General features: G+C 69.9%; 16 protein-coding genes. 9 read left to right on the forward strand and 7 right to left on the reverse strand.

Annotated elements, in window-relative coordinates; translation table 11 throughout:
- Positions 1 to 87: 87 nt before the first annotated feature.
- Genes EDD93_RS16790 through EDD93_RS16800 form a run of 3 tightly spaced genes read left to right on the forward strand, consistent with a single transcriptional unit; the run spans position 88 to position 3,246 of the window.
- Positions 88 to 1,239 carry a Gfo/Idh/MocA family protein gene (locus EDD93_RS16790; protein WP_123525908.1) on the forward strand — a complete coding sequence of 384 codons (1,152 nt, stop codon included), beginning with the start codon at positions 88 to 90 and terminating at the stop codon, positions 1,237 to 1,239.
- Positions 1,240 to 1,276: 37 nt separating this feature from the next.
- Entirely contained in the window at positions 1,277 to 2,422 is a 1,146-nt protein-coding gene (locus tag EDD93_RS16795; protein WP_123525909.1) for a dihydrodipicolinate synthase family protein, read from the forward strand.
- Entirely contained in the window at positions 2,419 to 3,246 is an 828-nt protein-coding gene (locus EDD93_RS16800) for a sugar phosphate isomerase/epimerase (RefSeq protein ID WP_123525910.1), read from the forward strand. The genes EDD93_RS16795 and EDD93_RS16800 overlap by 4 nt, the downstream gene beginning before the upstream one ends.
- Before the next feature lie 213 nt (positions 3,247 to 3,459).
- Here the strand turns inward: EDD93_RS16800 and EDD93_RS16805 are convergent, their stop codons facing one another.
- From EDD93_RS16805 to EDD93_RS16815, 3 genes are all read right to left on the reverse strand, one after another.
- Entirely contained in the window at positions 3,460 to 4,974 is a 1,515-nt protein-coding gene (locus tag EDD93_RS16805; RefSeq protein ID WP_123525911.1) for a carotenoid oxygenase family protein, read from the reverse strand.
- 137 nt (positions 4,975 to 5,111) lie between these two features.
- Positions 5,112 to 5,321 (reverse strand): DUF397 domain-containing protein, encoded by a 210-nt coding sequence (locus tag EDD93_RS16810; RefSeq protein WP_123525912.1) that lies wholly within the window; start codon positions 5,319 to 5,321, stop codon positions 5,112 to 5,114.
- Positions 5,308 to 6,132 carry a helix-turn-helix transcriptional regulator gene (locus EDD93_RS16815; RefSeq protein ID WP_123525913.1) on the reverse strand — a complete coding sequence of 275 codons (825 nt, stop codon included), beginning with the start codon at positions 6,130 to 6,132 and terminating at the stop codon, positions 5,308 to 5,310. Before EDD93_RS16815 ends, EDD93_RS16810 begins: the two co-directional genes overlap by 14 nt.
- A gap of 161 nt (positions 6,133 to 6,293) precedes the next feature.
- On the opposite strand from EDD93_RS16815, the gene EDD93_RS16820 reads away from it, so the two are divergent.
- The gene (locus EDD93_RS16820; RefSeq protein ID WP_123525914.1) at positions 6,294 to 6,614 is read left to right on the forward strand and encodes a hypothetical protein; all 321 of its coding nucleotides are present in this window, start codon (positions 6,294 to 6,296) and stop codon (positions 6,612 to 6,614) included.
- Here EDD93_RS16820 and EDD93_RS16825 read toward each other — a convergent pair.
- Complete coding sequence (locus EDD93_RS16825; protein WP_398903907.1) at positions 6,570 to 6,986, reverse strand: winged helix-turn-helix transcriptional regulator; 417 nt, start codon at positions 6,984 to 6,986, stop codon at positions 6,570 to 6,572. The genes EDD93_RS16820 and EDD93_RS16825 overlap by 45 nt on opposite strands.
- Before the next feature lie 101 nt (positions 6,987 to 7,087).
- Between EDD93_RS16825 and EDD93_RS16830 the strand changes: the two genes are divergently transcribed.
- Positions 7,088 to 7,756: an NAD(P)-dependent oxidoreductase gene (locus EDD93_RS16830; RefSeq protein WP_185092342.1), complete on the forward strand. Its 669-nt coding sequence runs from the start codon at positions 7,088 to 7,090 to the stop codon at positions 7,754 to 7,756.
- Between the two features lie 40 nt (positions 7,757 to 7,796).
- On the opposite strand, the gene EDD93_RS16835 is transcribed toward EDD93_RS16830, so the two are convergent.
- A complete protein-coding gene (locus EDD93_RS16835) occupies positions 7,797 to 8,384 on the reverse strand; it encodes a choice-of-anchor C family protein (protein ID WP_123525916.1) in 588 nt (195 codons plus the stop codon).
- Positions 8,385 to 8,646: 262 nt separating this feature from the next.
- Here EDD93_RS16835 and EDD93_RS16840 point away from each other — a divergent pair, with 262 nt between their 5' ends.
- The 4 genes from EDD93_RS16840 to EDD93_RS16855 all read left to right on the forward strand — a co-directional run bounded on the left by EDD93_RS16840 (position 8,647) and on the right by EDD93_RS16855 (position 14,084).
- The gene (locus EDD93_RS16840) at positions 8,647 to 9,261 is read left to right on the forward strand and encodes an RNA polymerase sigma factor (RefSeq protein WP_123525917.1); all 615 of its coding nucleotides are present in this window, start codon (positions 8,647 to 8,649) and stop codon (positions 9,259 to 9,261) included.
- Positions 9,258 to 10,280: a CU044_5270 family protein gene (locus tag EDD93_RS16845; protein WP_123525918.1), complete on the forward strand. Its 1,023-nt coding sequence runs from the start codon at positions 9,258 to 9,260 to the stop codon at positions 10,278 to 10,280. Before EDD93_RS16840 ends, EDD93_RS16845 begins: the two co-directional genes overlap by 4 nt.
- A gap of 84 nt (positions 10,281 to 10,364) precedes the next feature.
- On the forward strand, positions 10,365 to 12,665 hold the full coding sequence (locus EDD93_RS16850) for an ATP-dependent RecD-like DNA helicase (RefSeq protein WP_123525919.1): 2,301 nt from the start codon (positions 10,365 to 10,367) through the stop codon (positions 12,663 to 12,665).
- Positions 12,666 to 12,794: 129 nt separating this feature from the next.
- Positions 12,795 to 14,084, forward strand: a complete 1,290-nt coding sequence (locus tag EDD93_RS16855; RefSeq protein WP_123525920.1) for a citrate synthase — start codon at positions 12,795 to 12,797, stop codon at positions 14,082 to 14,084.
- 572 nt (positions 14,085 to 14,656) lie between these two features.
- Here the strand turns inward: EDD93_RS16855 and EDD93_RS16860 are convergent.
- On the reverse strand, positions 14,657 to 17,038 hold the full coding sequence (locus EDD93_RS16860) for a cation-translocating P-type ATPase (protein ID WP_123525921.1): 2,382 nt from the start codon (positions 17,036 to 17,038) through the stop codon (positions 14,657 to 14,659).
- A 124-nt stretch (positions 17,039 to 17,162) separates the two neighbouring features.
- On the reverse strand, positions 17,163 to 17,483 hold the full coding sequence (locus tag EDD93_RS16865; protein WP_185092343.1) for a heavy-metal-associated domain-containing protein: 321 nt from the start codon (positions 17,481 to 17,483) through the stop codon (positions 17,163 to 17,165).
- Positions 17,484 to 17,564 lie beyond the last annotated feature (81 nt).

Here is a 17,564-nt window from a genome sequence, read left to right on the forward strand (position 1 = left end):
CGTGCCCCCTCTTGTCCGGGCCGCTGTCGGCAGGCTAGCGTCAACCTTGATAGAAAGCGCTTGCTACCGCTGTATGGAGGATCTTTCGTGACACGCAGGACAGTGCGCATCGCCATGAACGGCGTCACGGGTCGCATGGGATACCGGCAGCACCTGGTGCGCTCGGTCCTGGCGATCCGCGAGCAGGGCGGCCTCGACCTGGGCAACGGCGACGTGCTGTGGCCCGAGCCGGTCCTCGTCGGCCGCCGGGCCCATGCGCTGGAGGCGCTCGCCGAGCAGCACGGCCTGACCGAGTGGTCGACCGACCTCGACGCGGTCCTCGCGGACGAGACCATCGACATCTACTTCGACGCCCAGGTCACCTCGGCCCGGGTGGACGCGATCAAGAAGGCCATCGCGGCGGGCAAGCACATCTACACCGAGAAGCCCACCGCCACCGATGTCGAGGGCGCCCTGGAGCTGGCCCGGCTCGCCCGCGAGGCCGGGATCAAGCACGGCGTCGTCCAGGACAAGATCTTCCTGCCCGGCCTGCTGAAGCTGAAGCGCCTCATCGACGGCGGCTTCTTCGGCGAGATCCTCTCCGTGCGCGGCGAGTTCGGCTACTGGGTCTTCGAGGGCGACTGGCAGGAGGCGCAGCGCCCGTCCTGGAACTACCGCTCCGAGGACGGCGGCGGCATCGTCGTCGACATGTTCCCGCACTGGGAGTACGTGCTCCACGAGCTGTTCGGCCGCGTCACCACCGTCCAGGCCCATGTCCAGACGCACATCCCCGAGCGCTGGGACGAGCACGGCAAGCCGTACGCCGCGACCGCCGACGACGCCGCGTACGGCATCTTCCAGCTGGAGGGCGGCGCCGTCGCGCAGATCAACTCCTCCTGGACGGTCCGCGTCAACCGCGACGAACTCGTGGAGTTCCAGGTCGACGGCACCCACGGCTCCGCCGTCGCGGGGCTCCGCAACTGCCGCGTCCAGCACCGCTCGGCCACCCCCAAGCCGGTCTGGAACCCGGACCTCCCGGCCACCGAGTCCTTCCGCGACCAGTGGCAGGAAGTCCCCGACAACGCGGTCTTCGACAACGGCTTCAAGGCCCAGTGGGAGCTGTTCCTCCGCCACATCGTGCTGGACGAGCCCTACACCTGGGACCTGATGGCCGGCGCCCGAGGCGTCCAGCTCGCCGAGCTCGGCCTCAAGTCCTCCGCCGACGGCCGTCGCTTCGACGTCCCGGAACTGACCCTGTGATCACCCACTGCCCGCAGTGCGCACCGGAGTTGACCCAGTGACCATCCACCTCCCGCGGGGCCCGTACGAGCCCCGCACCACCCCGCTCGACCTCGCCCCCGGCGGGGCGCCCCTGACCTCCCGCACGGTCTTCTCCGCCGCCCATGTGGTCGCCGACCCCTACGCGGACGCCGGCCCCGACTCCCCGGCGGCCGTCGACTGGGACGCCACCCTCGCCTTCCGCCGCCACCTCTGGTCGCACGGCCTCGGCGTCGCGGAGGCCATGGACACCGCCCAGCGCGGCATGGGCCTGGACTGGGCGGGCGCCGCCGAACTGATCACCCGCTCCGCCGCCGAGGCCAGGTCCGTCGGCGGCGCGATCGCGTGCGGCGTCGGCACCGACCAGCTCCCGCCCGGCCCGGCCTCGCTGGCCGAGGTCCGGTCCGCGTACGAGGAGCAGCTCGCCCTGGTCGAGGGGAGCGGGGCGCAGGCCATCCTGATGGCCTCCCGCGCACTCGCCGCCGCGGCGAACGGCCCGCAGGACTACCTGGAGACCTACGCCCACCTGCTGCGCCAGGCCACCGAACCGGTCGTGCTCCACTGGCTGGGCCCGATGTTCGACCCGGCGCTGGACGGCTACTGGGGCTCCGCCGACCTCGACGCGGCGACCGACACCTTCCTCCAGGTCATCGCGGAACACCCGGACAAGGTCGACGGCATCAAGATCTCCCTCCTCGACGCGGAGCGCGAGATCGACGTGCGCCGCCGCCTGCCGAGCGGCGTGCGCTGCTACACGGGCGACGACTTCAACTACCCCGAGCTGATCGCGGGCGACGACCGGGGTTTCAGCCACGCACTGCTCGGCATCTTCGACCCGCTCGGCCCGCTGGCCGCGCACGCGGTACGGGTCCTGGACACCGGCGACACCAAGGGCTTCCGCGAACTCCTCGACCCGACCATCGAGTTGTCCAGGCACCTCTTCCAGGCACCGACCCGCTACTACAAGACGGGCGTGGTCTTCCTCGCCTGGCTGGCCGGTCACCAGGACCACTTCACGATGGTGGGCGGCCTGCAGTCGGCCCGCTCGCTGCCGCATCTGGCGAAGGCCTACGAACTGGCGGACCGGCTGGGCCTGTTCCCCGATCCCGAGCTGGCCGAGTCCCGGATGCGCGCGCTCCTCACGGTCAACGGAGGCACCCGATGAGCGACGGCCGTCTCTCCGTCAACCAGGAGACCATCAAGCAGTGGTCGCTGCCCGAGCTGACCGAGGGCTGCGTGAAGGCGGGCATCGACAAGGTCGGCCTGTGGCGCGCCCCGGTCCAGGAGTACGGCGTCGAGCGCACGGCCCGGCTCCTGTCCGACGCGGGCCTGTCCGTCACCAGCCTGTGCCGGGGCGGCTTCCTCACCGCCACCGACCCGGCCGAGCGGGCCCGCGCCCTGGACGACAACCGCGCGGCGCTCGACGAGGCGGCGGGCCTGTCCACGGACACCCTGGTGCTGGTCTCGGGCGGCCTCCCGGCCGGAAGCAAGGATCTGTACGGCGCCCGCGAACGCATCGCGGACGCGCTGGCCGAACTGGCCCCGTACGCGGCGGAACGCGACGTCCGCCTGGCGATCGAACCGCTGCACCCGATGTTCGCCTCGGACCGCTGCGTGGTCTCCACCCTGTCCCAGGCCTTGGACCTCGCGGAACGCTTCCCGGCGGACCAGGTCGGGATCGTCGTCGACACGTACCACCTCTGGTGGGACGACCAGGCACCGGCCCAGATCGCCCGCGCGGGCGCGGGCGGCCGCATCCACTCCTTCCAGCTCGCGGACTGGATCACCCCGCTGCCGGCCGGCGTGCTGGTCGGCCGGGGCCAACTGGGCGACGGCTGCGTCGACTTCCGCGCCTTCCGCACGGCGGTCGAGGCGACGGGCTTCGACGGGCCGATCGAGGTGGAGATCTTCAACGAGGGTCTGTGGGCGCGCGACGGCTCCGAGGTGCTGGCCGAGGTCGCCGCCCGCTACCTGGAACACGCCTGCTGAACCCGTATCCGGGGTGTCCTGGCCGCTGAGGCAGAAAGATTGCCCAGGCGTACAACCCTTCGGCCCCCCGGCGGGTCATATCTGCCGTCGGACGCTTCCGGGGAGGGATCCGGGGGGATTGGGAAGCTCCGGCGAGGGGGAAAACGAGTGGGGTCCGGTCGGGAGACCGGGCCCCGTTTCGTATGGGCCACCACCCCTGCAAGCCCTGCCGGGTCAGGCGTCCGGAATCCAGCTCCCGTGAAAGCCGAGCGGCACCCGTCCCGGCAGCTCGATCCGGGCGACCGGCTCGCCCGTGAAGTCCTGGGCGGCGAGGATCAGCAGGTCCGAGGCCCCGCGATCCGGATTGTGCACGTACGCGATCGCGTACCCGTCGTCCTCCGCCGCCTTCCGGGCGCACGGGTCGGACGGCACGAACACCGCCTCGCTCGCCGCCGCGTCCCGGGGCAGCCGGTGGACCTGCGAGGTGCCGCGCGACAGGTCGTGCTTGTAGAGGGCGTTGCCGAACGCCCGGTCGGGCGGGTCGCCGCCGTCGGCCGTCAGGTAGGCCAGCGTCATCTCCCCGGCGGCCGCCGAGTAGCCGTAGCGGTGCCGGCGCGACACCAGCGCCTCGTTGACGCGCGGGAACTCCTGCGGTCGGTCGTCCACTGTCCGCGTCCGGACCCTGCCGTCACCGAGGCCGACCGTCCACCGTTCGAGCCGCCCGGTGCCCGCCCCGTACGGCCCGCCCGAGCCGTTGCCCGCGACGAGGAAGGGCGCCGGGAAGGTCGTCAGGTCGATGACGATGTCCGACCCCTCCTCGTACGCGTTCAGGGTGTGCGAGTAGAAGACCGGGTCCACCTCGAACCACCTGACCGCGCCGCCCGCACGCGGCAGGACCCCGACCCGCGCCGGGTGCCTCCGGTTCCAGACGTACGGCACCGCGTCGCCGCGCTCCGCCCCCGCAGGGTCGAAGGTGACCGGCATGTCGAAGACCACCACGTGGTTCTCGGTCAGCGCGAAGTCGTGGATCATCGGCGCGTCCGCCACCGGAATCGGGGTGGTGCGCGAGACCCGCCCGGACGGATCCACGACCAGATGCCGTACGTGGTCCCAGGTCGGGTAGTACGTGATCGCGTGTAGCTCACCGGCGTGCGCGTCGAACTTGGTGTGGGCCGTGAACGCCCCCTCCAGCGTCCCCCGGAAGTCATGGGTGCCCACGGTGTTCAGCTCGTCGTCCAGCACGTACGGCCTCGGCCCGCTCTCCTGGAGTGCGAGAATCCGGCCCCGGTACGGGATGACATGGGTGTTGCAGGAGAAGTCGTCCGGCGGCACCGGCCCCGGATACGGCTCCCCGAGCTGCCGCGCGACCTGCGAGGAGCGCACCCACCGGTTGCGGTACCACTCGGCGCGCCCGTCGCGCAGCCGTACCCCGTGCACCATGCCGGCGCCGAGCATCCAGTGATGGGCACGCGGGTCCTCCAGGCCGAGCACATTGGGCCCGTTGCGCAGGTAGCGCCCGTTCAGCTCGCGCGGGATGCGCCCGGTCACCGGCAGGTCGAACGCGGTCAGCTCCTCGGTGACCGGCTCGAACGCCCCCTCCAGGAACGGGAAGTGCCGCGTACCCGCCGCCCCTTGTGACTCCGCGGCGACGGCCTCCCGCTGCGGACCGGGCCCGGCGGCGACGAACCCGCCCGCGGCGGCCAGCGCCGCCGCCCCGCGCAGTACGTTGCGTCGTGTGTGTCGCGTCATGTGCCTGACTCCTGACCGGTGTAGTCGTGAACCCCGGTCATGAGTCTGCGACGGCGAACGCCTCGGCAGAGGAGGGCTGGACACCGTCCTGGGGTGGCGTCAGGCCCCCGGTTTCCTACGTGGGCCAGGGCCAGGGTTCAGCCCGCGAACCGGTCTTCCTTGACCGCCGTGACGAAGGAGGCCCAGCCGTCCGCGGAGAAGACGGCGACGGGCCCGGCGGGGCCTGTCTTGCTGTCGCGTACGGGGACGGAGGCGTAGCCACCCGCGACTTCAAGGCACTCGCCCTGATTGGCGCCGCTGTAGCTGGACTTGTACCAGCCGGTGAAGCAGTGCTCAGCGTTGTGCATGTTCGTGTTCCTCCGAGATGGCTCTGACCAGAGCCACTGAATCCAGATGCGAGATCGCATCGCCCAGGGCGAGAGCGTAGTCCGTGCCGCAGGCCGCAACCAGGGCCGGATCATCGAGCAGATTGCCGGTGTAGAGGCCTTCCACGTAGGCGACCGGTGCCGCGTCCTTGAAGTTCAGCAGGTAGAGCATGCCCTCCAGCAAGGCGTGCGCGCCGGTCTCGAAGGTCAGTACGTGGAGGCGGAGGCGTCCGCTCTCGGCCATGTCCGCGATCTTGCGCAGCTGTTCCGCCATCACCTGCGGCCCGCCGATGCGGCGTCTGAGTACCGCTTCGTCAAGCAGCGTCCACGCGACAGGGCCGGCGGGCTCCTGGAGCAGGCGTCCGCGCTCCATGCGATTCGTCACCGCTCTGTCCAGGACTTCCTGGGTGAAGTTCGTGCGAGCCGAGCGGAACACGGCACGGGCGTACTCAGGGGTCTGGAGGAGTCCGGGGACGAGCTGAGCGCCGTACTGCCTGATCTCCGAAGCCTCCTGCTCCAACTCGGCCACTGCTGCGAAGTAGCGCGCGAACTTGGAGTCCAGGTCGGCCAGCCACCTGACAAAGAATCCGTCGGTATTCAGCGCGATGTCGATGCGCCGGGCGTCATCCGGCTTCGGCAGCCGCCGTCCCGCTTCCCAGTGGCTGATCAACGTGGGGGAACAGACCACCTGCTCGCTCAGGGCCTCCTGCGTCAGCCCGGCGGCGATCCGCCGTAACCTCAGCTCCTCCCCGTACTTCTCCCGTGGTGTACGCGGCTTTCGGTTGATCTCCATGCGGCCTCGACTCCCTGACCTGACCTGACCTGACCTGACCTGCGCGCTGTCATCCCGCAACCCCTGGCAGCGTAGCCACTCACGACCCCACTCTGTGATGGGTTCGCTACAGAGCGCGGTGAACTCGTCACCGGGATCGGAATCGGGAGAAGAGGGCCGACATGAAGCACAACGGGCGCGAGGCCGCCGGGATCAGGCAGCTGCCCTGGACGGGGCAGGACGGCAAGCCGTGTTACGTCATCGGGGACGGCAACGGGTACGTGTCGCGGATGGCGGACGGCATCGAGAACATCCAGCTCGGCATGGCGGGTGATCTGATCGGGCACGCCAACGAACTCCTGGCGGACCGGAAGGTCACCGGGACGGAACTCCACTTCCTCGCGAGTCGGTTGACCGAGTCGCTGCGGACGGTCAAGCGGGTGGCGGAGAGCCGGGGCTCACGGCTGGGGGTGGCGGTGGCCGACCCCGGCATCGACGACTGATGGGCCGGGGGAGCCGTGGGCGTCCCTGGCGTCCAGGAGTGTCGGCAGGTGCTCCGCCGCCCACGCGCAGCAGGCGGCCATCGGGGCGAGCAGGGTGCGGCCGAGCGGGGTCAGTTCGTAGGTGACCGGGGCCGGAGCGGGGGCGCCCGTGTGGACGGTGCGGGTGATCAGCGCGTCCCGTTCCATCGCGCGCAGGGTCTCGGTGAGGACCTTGGGGGTGATGGAGCGCAGCGGGATCTCCAGCTCGGAGAAGCGGCGCGGGCCGGGCTCCAGGCACCTGATGATCTGTGCGGTCCATTTGCCGCCGATCCGGAACGGCGAAGCCGTGTGGGAGCACCCGGTGAACATTTCGGGATCAAGTGGTTGGCTCACCCTGGCCAGCGTACGTAACTATCGTTGCGGAAACCATGGGGTGCGGGGCTAGCGTCCGCTGCATCGGCCGGCCGTCCGCCGGCCCTGTGGAGGGGACGCTCATGAGCGGCAGCAGCATCAGCATCGTCATCTTCGGAGCGGGTGGCCGCGCCGGCCGCCGTGCGGTGGCCGAGGCCGTGTCCCGCGGGCATCAGGTCACGGCGGTGGTGCGGAATTCGGCGTCGTACCAGGATCTGGCGGGGGCGGGCGTGAGCGTGGTCTCGGGGGACGTCACCGACGCGGAGAGCGTCGCGACGGTCGCCGCCGGGCACGACGGGGCGATCAGCGCGGCGGGCCGTATGGACATGGACGCGTCGGAGTTCTACGTGGGCGCGGCACACGCGCTGCTGGACGGGCTGGAGCGGGCCGGGGTCGGGCGGCTGGTGCTGGTCGGGATCGGCAGCACGCTGGAGACGGCGCCGGGCGTGATGGTGCATGACGCGCCCGGATTCCCGGAGGCGGCCCGGAACTTCTCCCTCGGGCACGCCGCCGAACTCGACGTGCTCCGCGCCGCCGGGAGCGGGATCGACTGGCTGGTGATCGCCCCGCCGCCCGTGGTCCTGGACAACGAGGCGGCCCGGACCGGCCGCTACCGTACCGGCGGTGGGCAGGTGCTGCCGGCCGGGGACGGGGGTGCGGAAGGGTTCTCGTACGCGGATCTGGCGGTGGCCCTGGTGGACGAGACCGAGACCCCGAAGCATCACCGTTCGCTGGTGGCCGTCGCGGCCTGAGGCTGCTGGGGCGACCGGCCGGCGGCCGGTCGCCGTGATCTCATCCGCAGGTGGGGCACGGTGGGCAGGCGACGACGGTGACATCGTCAACCACCGGCCCATAGGCCGTGTTGACGGAACTGGCGAAGCCCAGCGTCGTGGTGGAGTTCGTGGCGACGAAATTCACCTGCCGGTAGACGTAACCCATGTTCCTGGTCGTCCTGCCGGTGATGTCGAAGGTGAAGTCCTGGAAGTTCTGGCCGTTGACGAGGACCTTGCCGGACTTCACCACGGGTGGACCGGCGGGGTTGCCGGCCAGCGCGTACGTGACCGAGTACTTCCTGCCGGGGACGGTGGTGAAGGTCTGAGCCACCGTACCCGCGTTGACACCGCTGAGGTCCACCGACTGGTCGCCCTCGGCCGCTTGCCAGGACCCCGCGCCCATGTGGTCCACCGAGCCGCTGGTGACCTGCCACGGCCCGATGGACTGGCCCGCCACGAGGTCCCTGAAGCCGCCCGGTGTGGAGACGGGGTACTCGAAACTGCCGTCGTCGAAGTGACTCGGTGCGGCAACCGCCGTACCGGTACAGACAAGAAGGACGGACGACGCGGCGGCGGCAGCGGCAGTCAACGAGCGTGATACGCGCATGGGTTCCCCTCCCCTGACCATCGCCTCGATGCGATGTGTCTCGTGGGCAAGGCATTCCCTCGCAACCGGGCAGACATGTGGGGGAATTGATAGTCATTCCATCTCACTTCGGCCTAAAAGCATCTGGGTGACGGCTCTGATGGTGAGGGCCCACGTCCCGGTGGGGCGCCCATCGCTTCGTCGGGCTCGTACGTTGTGCGCAGGCACCGCTGTGACGCGGCTCACGGGAACCGACTCTGAACTCCCGGACAGGTCAAAGGTCATGGAGACACAACTACGGGCCCGGATCAGGGACGGGGACCACGATGCTTTCGCGGAGCTGTTCGACCGGTACGCGCGCTCCGTCTACAACCACGCGTTCCGGCTGACGGGGGACTGGTCGACCGCCCAGGACGTGGTCTCGCTGACGTTCCTGGAGGCCTGGCGGCTGCGGGGCCGGGTGGACGCCGAAGGCGGCTCGGTGCGCCCCTGGCTGCTGGGCGTCGCGACGAACGTCGTACGCAACACCCGGCGCGCCGCCGGCCGGCACGCCGCAGCGATGGCGCGAATGCCCCCGGGAAGCCCGGTGAGCGACTTCGCCGACGAGGTCGCGAGCCGGGTCGACGACGCCGAACTGCTCGACGCGGTACGGCTGGCGCTGGAGACCCTGCGGCGCGGCGAACGCGAGGTGCTCGCGCTCTGCGTGTGGTCCGGCTTCGACTACGCGGCCGCCGCCGAGGCGCTCGGCATCCCGCTGGGCACGGTCCGCTCCCGGCTCTCCAGGGCCCGGAAGAAACTTGAGACCGCCGCCCGGAGCAGGGAACTCCACTGCCGCCCGCGACAGACAAGAGATGGCCGCACCAACGCGGCCCAGCCCATTCAGGAGGGAAACCGATGAACGACACCACGTCGCTCCCCGAGAAGGACCTTCCGCCGGGCCGCCACAGTCATCTCAAGGAGCACCTGATGCGAGAGATCCGGCAGATCCCCGTCCCGGAGGAAGGGCAGGCGAAGAGCGGCCGCCGCCGGAAGTGGCTGCGGCCCGCCGTCGCCGGACCGGCACTCGCGGGCGCGCTGGCACTCGCGGTCGTCGCGGGAATCGCGATGACCGGGTCGGACGGTTCCGCGACACCGGTGGGACGGGAGGGCAGAGCCACGTACGCCTTCGCCCCCGAGGTGAACGGCGACACCACCGGCGGCGCGGCCGGACTGCTCGACCGCATCGCGACGGTCGCGGCGCGTTCACCTGCGGGCGGCACCGTCCGCGACGACCAGTTCGTCTACGTCCGCAGCACGGTGTCCGCCGCGACCGTGGGGGAGGGCATCGAGACGAAGCTCGCCGCCCCGCACCGGCGTGAGGTGTGGCTCTCCGTCGACGGGACCCGCCCCGGCCTGCTCCGCGAACCGGGCGGCCACCTGGGCAGTCAGGCGCTTGAGCGCGACCCCGCTCCGGGCGAGCCCGGCTACGGGCAGAGCGCCAACTACCGGCACCTCCAGACCCTGCCCACCGACACGGACGCCATGCTGAAGTGGCTCCGCGCCCAGGGGGGCTCGGGGGGCAGCAAGCGCAATCCCGACCAAGACGCCTTCGTGCTCGTCGGGAACCTCCTCAAGGAGTCCCTGATGCCGCCGGACGTCGGCGCCGCACTGTTCCGCGCCGCCGCGAGGATCAAGGGGGTGGTCGTGGTGCCCGACGCCGTGAATGCCGACGGGCGGCACGGTGTGGCCGTCGCCCGCTACGACGCGTACAACCCGGGACTCCGTGACGAGTTGATCTTCGACAGTGGGAGCCTGCGGCTCATCGGCAGCCGCAGCGTCGCGACGCGGGCCACCGACAGCATCGAGGCGGGGCAGGTCCTGTCCACCTCCGCCGTTCTCGAACGGGCCGTGGTGGAAACGAAGGGGCGACGTCCGTAAGGAGGACGCCGGGAAGGGCCGGGCGCCCCTGACAAGGGCGCCCGGCCCGGACCGTCTGTCCGAGGCAACCGGTAGCGTCGGCACATGTCCAACATGGCCGTCCTCGAAGGTGTCCTGGAGCGGATCACCTACGCCAACGAGGAGAACGGGTACACGGTCGCTCGCGTCGACACCGGGCGCGGAGCCAACGATCTGCTCACCGTCGTCGGCTCGCTGCTCGGTGCGCAACCCGGCGAGTCGCTGCGGATGGAGGGGCGTTGGGGCTCGCACTCGCAGTACGGCAAGCAGTTCACCGTCGAGAACTACACGACGATTCTCCCGGCCACCATCCAGGGCATCCGCCGCTACCTCGGCTCCGGTCTGATCAAGGGCATCGGCCCCGTCATGGCCGACCGGATCACCACCCACTTCGGCGTCGACACCCTCGACATCATCGAGCAGCAGCCGAAGCGGCTCGTGGAGGTGCCGGGGCTCGGGCCGAAGCGGACGAAGATGATCGCCGCCGCCTGGGAGGAGCAGAAGGCGATCAAGGAGGTCATGGTCTTCCTCCAGGGCGTCGGGGTCTCCACGTCGATCGCCGTCCGCATCTACAAGAAGTACGACGACGCCTCCATCTCCGTCGTGAAGAACGAGCCCTACCGGCTGGCCGCCGACGTCTGGGGCATCGGCTTCCTCACCGCCGACAAGATCGCCCAGGCGGTCGGCATCCCGCACGACAGCCCGGAGCGGGTCAAGGCCGGGCTTCAGTACGCGCTGTCGCAGTCCACCGACCAGGGCCACTGCTACCTGCCCGAGGAGCGGCTGATCGCGGACGCGGTGAAGCTGCTCCAGGTGGACACCGGGCTGGTCATCGAGTGCCTCGCCGAACTGGCCGAGGACCCGGAGGGCGTCGTACGGGAGAAGGTGCCCTCGCCCGAAGGCGGTGAGCCGGTCACCGCCGTGTATCTGGTGCCCTTCCACCGGGCCGAGATCGCGCTCGCCGCCCAGGTGCGACGGCTGCTGCGGACGCCGGAGGAGCGGATGCCGGCCTTCGGGGGCGTGGACTGGGACAAGGCCCTGAAGTGGCTCGCGGGCCGTACCGGTGCGACCCTGGCCCCCGAGCAGGAGGCCGCCGTGCGGCTCGCGCTCAGCCGGAAGGTCGCCGTGCTGACGGGCGGGCCCGGCTGCGGGAAGTCGTTCACCGTGCGGTCCATCGTGGAGCTGGCGCGCGCCAAGAAGGCCAAGGTGGTGCTGGCCGCGCCCACCGGGCGGGCGGCCAAGCGGCTCTCGGAGCTGACGGGGGCCGAGGCCTCCACCGTGCACCGGCTGCTCGAACTGAAGCCGGGGGGCGACGCCGCGTACGACCGGGACCGCCCGCTGGACGCCGATCTGGTGGTCGTGGACGAGGCGTCGATGCTCGATCTGCTGCTCGCCAACAAGCTGGTGAAGGCGGTGGCACCCGGTGCCCACCTGCTGCTCGTCGGGGACGTCGACCAGCTGCCGTCGGTCGGCGCGGGGGAGGTGCTGCGGGATCTGCTGGCCGACGGCGGACCCGTCCCGGCGGTCCGGCTCACCACCATTTTCCGCCAGGCCCAGAAGTCCGGCGTCGTCACCAACGCGCACCGGATCAACTCCGGTGTCCCGCCGCTCACCCAGGGGCTGAGCGACTTCTTCCTCTTCGTGGAGGACGAGACGGAGGACGCCGGGGTGCTCGCGGTCGATGTCGCGGCCCGCCGCATCCCCGCCAAGTTCGGCCTGAACCCCCGCCGTGACGTGCAGGTACTCGCTCCGATGCACCGGGGCCCGGCCGGTGCCGGCCATCTCAACGGGCTGCTCCAGCAGGCCATCACCCCCGCCCGCCCCGACCTGCCCGAGAAGCGGTTCGGTGGCCGGGTCTTCCGCGTCGGGGACAAGGTCACCCAGATCCGTAACAACTATGACAAGGGTGAGAACGGTGTCTTCAACGGCACCGTCGGCGTGGTCACCGCTCTCGACCTCGACGAGCAGAAGCTGACCGTCCTCACGGACGAGGACGAGGAGATCGGCTACGACTTCGACGAGCTCGACGAGCTGTCCCACGCCTACGCCATGACGATCCACCGTTCCCAGGGCAGTGAGTACCCGGCCGTCGTCATCCCGGTGACCAGGAGCGCTTGGATGATGCTCCAGCGGAACCTGCTCTACACGGCTGTGACGAGGGCGAAGAAGCTTGTCGTGCTGGTCGGCTCGCGGCAGGCGATCGGGCAGGCGGTCCGCACGGTTTCCGCAGGCAGACGTTGCACGGCGCTGGATTACCGGCTGCGGGGAGGTGTGGAAGGAGGATCTGCCGAAAAAATGATCGATCAAATCGGTGGGAAACATCACGGAGGTCTTCCGGAACCGCAGTCAAGGGGGCAGGATGAATAAGTTCGCGGCACTCAGTGCCGCGAGTAGGTCCAATGGACGACCCCGAGTGCACTCTCCTGAGCCAAATGGGGGAGGGTGGAGACAGTCAGGGAACCTCGAAGAAGAGGCACTACGTCGGTGAGGGATGACGTGAGCGACAACTCTGTAGTACTGCGGTACGGCGATGACGAGTACACCTACCCGGTGATCGACAGCACCGTCGGCGACAAGGGCTTCGACATCGGGAAGCTCCGGGCGAACACCGGCCTGGTGACGCTGGACAGCGGATACGGCAACACCGCTGCGTATAAATCCGCCATCACCTACCTCGATGGCGAGCAGGGCATCCTGCGGTACCGCGGCTACCCGATCGAGCAGCTCGCCGAGCAATCGACGTTCCTCGAGGTCGCGTACACGCTCATCAACGGTGAGCTTCCGAAGGTCGACGAGCTTTCGACCTTCAAGAACGAGATCACCCAGCACACGCTGCTGCACGAGGACGTCAAGCGGTTCTTCGACGGCTTCCCGCGTGACGCCCACCCGATGGCCATGCTGTCCTCGGTCGTCAGCGCGCTGTCCACGTTCTACCAGGACAGCCACAACCCGTTCGACGAGGAGCAGCGTCACCTCTCGACGATCCGGCTGCTGGCCAAGCTGCCGACCATCGCGGCGTACGCGTACAAGAAGTCGATCGGTCACCCGTTCGTCTACCCGCGCAACGACCTCGGTTACGTCGAGAACTTCCTGCGCATGACCTTCTCGGTCCCCGCCCAGGAGTACGTGCCGGACCCGGTCGTCGTCTCGGCGCTGGAGAAGCTGCTCATCCTGCACGCGGACCACGAGCAGAACTGTTCGACCTCCACCGTGCGTCTGGTCGGCTCCTCGCAGGCGAACATGTTCGCCTCGATCTCCGCCGGTATCTCGGCGCTGTGGGGCCCCCTGCACGGTGGCGCCAACCAGTCGGTGCTGGAGATGCTCGAGGGCATCCAGGCCAACGGTGGCGACGTCGACTCCTTCATCAGCAAGGTGAAGAACAAGGAGGACGGCGTCCGCCTGATGGGCTTCGGCCACCGGGTGTACAAGTCCTTCGACCCGCGCGCCAAGATCATCAAGGCTGCGGCCCACGATGTGCTGTCCTCGCTCGGCAAGTCCGACGAGCTGCTCGACATCGCGCTCAAGCTGGAGGAGCACGCGCTCTCCGACGAGTACTTCGTCTCGCGCAACCTCTACCCCAACGTGGACTTCTACACCGGTCTGATCTACCGGGCCATGGGCTTCCCGAGCGAGATGTTCACCGTGCTCTTCGCGATCGGCCGGCTTCCGGGCTGGATCGCCCAGTGGCACGAGATGATCAAGGAGCCGGGTTCCCGCATCGGCCGCCCGCGCCAGATCTACACCGGCGAGGTCCTGCGCGACTTCGTCCCGGTCGAGGGTCGCTGAACCCCGGACCACCCCGCCTGACCCCTGCCTCACCCCCGGCCCTCGCGGCCGGTTGCCTTCGCCCCGACTGCCGCGCTTTCGCACAGAGCGCGGTGTCCGGGGCGATTTGCTTGCCCGGACGCGCTCCGTGCGTGGTTGTGCCGCGATCCGTGCGGGGGCGTGGTGCGTTCAGCGCGGGGCGCCGTACATGCGAGAAGCGCCCCGTCGTCGATCCCCCCACGGGCCGACAACGAGGCGCTTCCCATATCCCGGAGCGGATTCCCCCCACGGGATCCGGCCGGGCGTTCAGTGGGAGCCGAAGCTCCTGGGTTCCTCGGGTACTGCGTGTACTGCCTGTACTGCGCCTGTCTCCTCGTACAACCTGCCGGCCGGCGGTCTGCCGGGGTACGTACCGACGGGAGGGCCGCTCAAAGCTCCCCGGTGCACGTGCCCCGGCAACGCTTGCCTGGAGCGTCCCCCAAGACCCTCCGTCGGATGTCCCCCAAGACATCCATTGGCATCGCACTCTTAGACTCGCGAACCCACCGAATGGTTACCCCTCAACCGGTGTGATCTAGGTCTCTTTGTGTAAGTTACGTGAAGGACCTCAAGCGCAGACTGTTCGTTACGACGAAGACCGATGAGAACGCCATCGCCGCTCCCGCAATCATAGGGTTGAGCAGGCCAAATGCCGCAAGGGGTAGAGCAGCAACGTTGTAACCGAATGCCCAGAAAAGGTTGCCCTTGATCGTGCCCAAGGTACGCCTGGACAGCCGGATCGCGTCGGCGGCCACCTTGAGATCTCCACGAACCAGCGTCAGATCGCTCGCCTCGATCGCCGCGTCGGTGCCGGTGCCCATGGCCAGACCGAGATCGGCGGTGGCCAGGGCGGCGGCGTCGTTGACCCCGTCCCCGACCATCGCGACCGCACGTCCCTCGGCCTGCAACCCCGCGATGACGTGCGCCTTTTCCTCCGGGAGCACCTCGGCCCTGACCTCGTCGATGCCGACCGCGCGGGCCACGGACTCCGCCACCGCCCGGTTGTCACCGGTCAGCAGGATCGGTGTCAGACCCAGCGCGCGGAGGTCCGCGACGGCCGCCGCGCTGGAGTCCTTGACCGCGTCGGCGACTTCGAGGACGCCCCGCGCCTCACCGTCCCAGGCGACCGCGATCGCGGTACGTCCCTGGGCGGCAGATTCGGTCAGGGCCGCGGTGAGCACATCCGGAATGCCGATTCCGGCTTCGGTCAGCAACCGGGGGCGGCCGACGAGCACCTTGCAACCGTCGACGACGCCCTGGACGCCGAGTCCGGGGACGTTGGTGAAGTCCTCGGGGGTGGGGAGGGGAGTGGTGGTGCGTTCGGTGGCTCCGGTGGCGACGGCCTGGGCGATGGGGTGTTCGGAGGCGTGTTCCAGGGCGCCGGCGAGGCGCAGGACGTCGGTTTCGGTGGTGCCGGGGGTGGTGTGGACGGCCTGGAGGGTCATTTTGCCGGTGGTGACGGTGCCGGTCTTGTCGAGGACGATCGTGTCGACGCGGCGGGTGGTCTCCAGGACTTCCGGGCCCTTGATCAGGATGCCGAGCTGCGCGCCGCGTCCGGTGCCGACCATGAGGGCGGTGGGTGTGGCGAGGCCCAGGGCGCAGGGGCAGGCGATGATCAGTACGGCGACGGCTGCGGTGAACGCGGCCGTCACGTCGTCCGTGGCCAGCAGCCAGGCGACCAGGGTGGCGAGGGCGATCAGGATCACCACGGGGACGAAGACCGCCGAGATCCGGTCCGCGAGCCGCTGCACCTCGGCCTTGCCGTTCTGCGCGTCCTCGACCAGCTTCGCCATCCGGGCCAGCTGGGTGTCGGAGCCGATCCGGGTCGCCTCGACGACGAGCCGGCCGGAGACGTTCACGGTGGCGCCGGTGACGGCGTCCCCGGCAGCCACGTCGACCGGGACGGACTCGCCGGTGAGCATGGAGGCGTCCACCGCCGAGTTGCCCTCGACGACGGTGCCGTCGGTGGCGATCTTCTCGCCGGGCCGGACCACGAAGCGGTCTCCGACGGCGAGCCGGCCGACCGGGACGCGTACCTCGGTGCCGTCGCGCAGCACCGCGACGTCCTTGGCGCCCAGATGCATCAGGGCGCGCAGCGCGGAACCTGCCTTCCGCTTGGACTTCGCCTCCAGGTAGCGGCCCAGCAGGAGGAACGTGACGACGCCGGCGGCCACCTCCAGATAGATCGTGGAGGAGCCCGCCGTACGCGAGACCGTGAGGTCGAAGCCGTGCCGCATGCCGGGCATTCCGGCGTCACCGAGGAACAGGGCCCAGAGCGACCAGCCGAAGGCGGCGAGGGTGCCGACCGAGACCAGGGTGTCCATGGTGGCCGCGCCGTGCCGGAGATTGGTCCAGGTCGCCCGGTGGAAGGGCAGTCCGCCCCAGACGACGGCGGGGGCGGCCAGGGTGAGCGAGAGCCACTGCCAGTTGTCGAACTGGAGCGCCGGGATCATCGCCAGCAGAACGACGGGGGCGGCGAGGACGGCCGACACGATGAGCCGCTGACGCAGCGAGGCGAGGGCGGTGTCCTTGTCGGTGGAGTCGGTGGAGTTGTCGGGGCCGCCGGGGGCGGTTGCGGGCGGGGTGGGTGCCTTGCCGGCTTCGGCGGCCGAGGCTGCGGGTGCGGCTCTGTCCGGTGCGGCTTTGTTGGGTACGGCTCTGTTCGGTACGGCTCTGTCCGGTGCGGGGCGGCGGACCGGTTCTGCGGTGTAGCCCGTCTTCTGGACGGTCGCGATCAGATCCGCGACACCGGTCCCGGGGCCGAAGAGGACCCGGGCCTTCTCAGTGGCGTAGTTGACGGTGGCGGTGACCCCGTCCATCCGGTTCAGCTTCTTCTCGACGCGGGCCGCGCAGGAGGCGCAGGTCATCCCGCCGATCGTGAACTCGGCCTCCGAGCTCTCCGCTGCCGGGGCTTCGGTCTCTGTCGCGCTGTGCATGTCCGAACTCCTGAAACGCCGACCGGGCCGTACCCCACCAGTATCTGCTGGTCGGTCCGGCCCGGCGGCGAAGGGGTGATGCGGGTGGGATGCGAGTGGTGTGGATCCGGGGTTCCCGGCGCGTTCAGGCCCGGCCGGCGAGCTCGTATCCGGCCTCGTCGACGGCGGCGCGGACTGCCTCCTCGTCCAGCGGGGCCTGAGAGGTCACCGTCACCTGGCCGGTGGACGCGACCGCCTTCACCGAGGTGACGCCCGCGATGCCGGAGATCTCCTCGGAAACGGCGCCCTCGCAGTGTCCGCAGGTCATGCCGGTCACCTGGTAGACCGTGGTCACGCCGCCCTGCTTCGCTTCGGCGCTCGCACCGTCGTGGCAGGAGCCGCTGGGCGAGCAGCAGGAGCCGGTCGCCCGGTCGTTCGCCTGGGGGAGCTGCGTCTCGGCGGTCATCGTTTTCTCCTCTTCGACGGGCACATATGGGTGCGGAGGCGGGCGCCCGGGAGGGGTCCGGGAAGGCCGGTGTGCCTCCAC

The sequence above is a fragment of the Streptomyces sp. 840.1 genome (assembly GCF_003751445.1).
In the GTDB taxonomy this organism is placed as follows: Bacteria; Actinomycetota; Actinomycetes; order Streptomycetales; family Streptomycetaceae; genus Streptomyces.

What these genes read in the sequence shown, in the direction of transcription:
- EDD93_RS16800 (WP_123525910.1), top strand. Translation starts at nt 2,419, where the DNA reads ATGAGCGACGGCCGTCTCTCCGTCAACCAGGAGACCATCAAGCAGTGG.
- EDD93_RS16805 (WP_123525911.1), bottom strand. Translation starts at nt 4,974, where the DNA reads ATGACGCGACACACACGACGCAACGTACTGCGCGGGGCGGCGGCGCTG.
- EDD93_RS16810 (WP_123525912.1), bottom strand. Translation starts at nt 5,321, where the DNA reads ATGCACAACGCTGAGCACTGCTTCACCGGCTGGTACAAGTCCAGCTAC.
- EDD93_RS16815 (WP_123525913.1), bottom strand. Translation starts at nt 6,132, where the DNA reads ATGGAGATCAACCGAAAGCCGCGTACACCACGGGAGAAGTACGGGGAG.
- EDD93_RS16820 (WP_123525914.1), top strand. Translation starts at nt 6,294, where the DNA reads ATGAAGCACAACGGGCGCGAGGCCGCCGGGATCAGGCAGCTGCCCTGG.
- EDD93_RS16830 (WP_185092342.1), top strand. Translation starts at nt 7,088, where the DNA reads ATGAGCGGCAGCAGCATCAGCATCGTCATCTTCGGAGCGGGTGGCCGC.
- EDD93_RS16835 (WP_123525916.1), bottom strand. Translation starts at nt 8,384, where the DNA reads ATGCGCGTATCACGCTCGTTGACTGCCGCTGCCGCCGCCGCGTCGTCC.
- EDD93_RS16840 (WP_123525917.1), top strand. Translation starts at nt 8,647, where the DNA reads ATGGAGACACAACTACGGGCCCGGATCAGGGACGGGGACCACGATGCT.
- EDD93_RS16845 (WP_123525918.1), top strand. Translation starts at nt 9,258, where the DNA reads ATGAACGACACCACGTCGCTCCCCGAGAAGGACCTTCCGCCGGGCCGC.
- EDD93_RS16850 (WP_123525919.1), top strand. Translation starts at nt 10,365, where the DNA reads ATGTCCAACATGGCCGTCCTCGAAGGTGTCCTGGAGCGGATCACCTAC.
- EDD93_RS16860 (WP_123525921.1), bottom strand. Translation starts at nt 17,038, where the DNA reads ATGCACAGCGCGACAGAGACCGAAGCCCCGGCAGCGGAGAGCTCGGAG.
- EDD93_RS16865 (WP_185092343.1), bottom strand. Translation starts at nt 17,483, where the DNA reads ATGACCGCCGAGACGCAGCTCCCCCAGGCGAACGACCGGGCGACCGGC.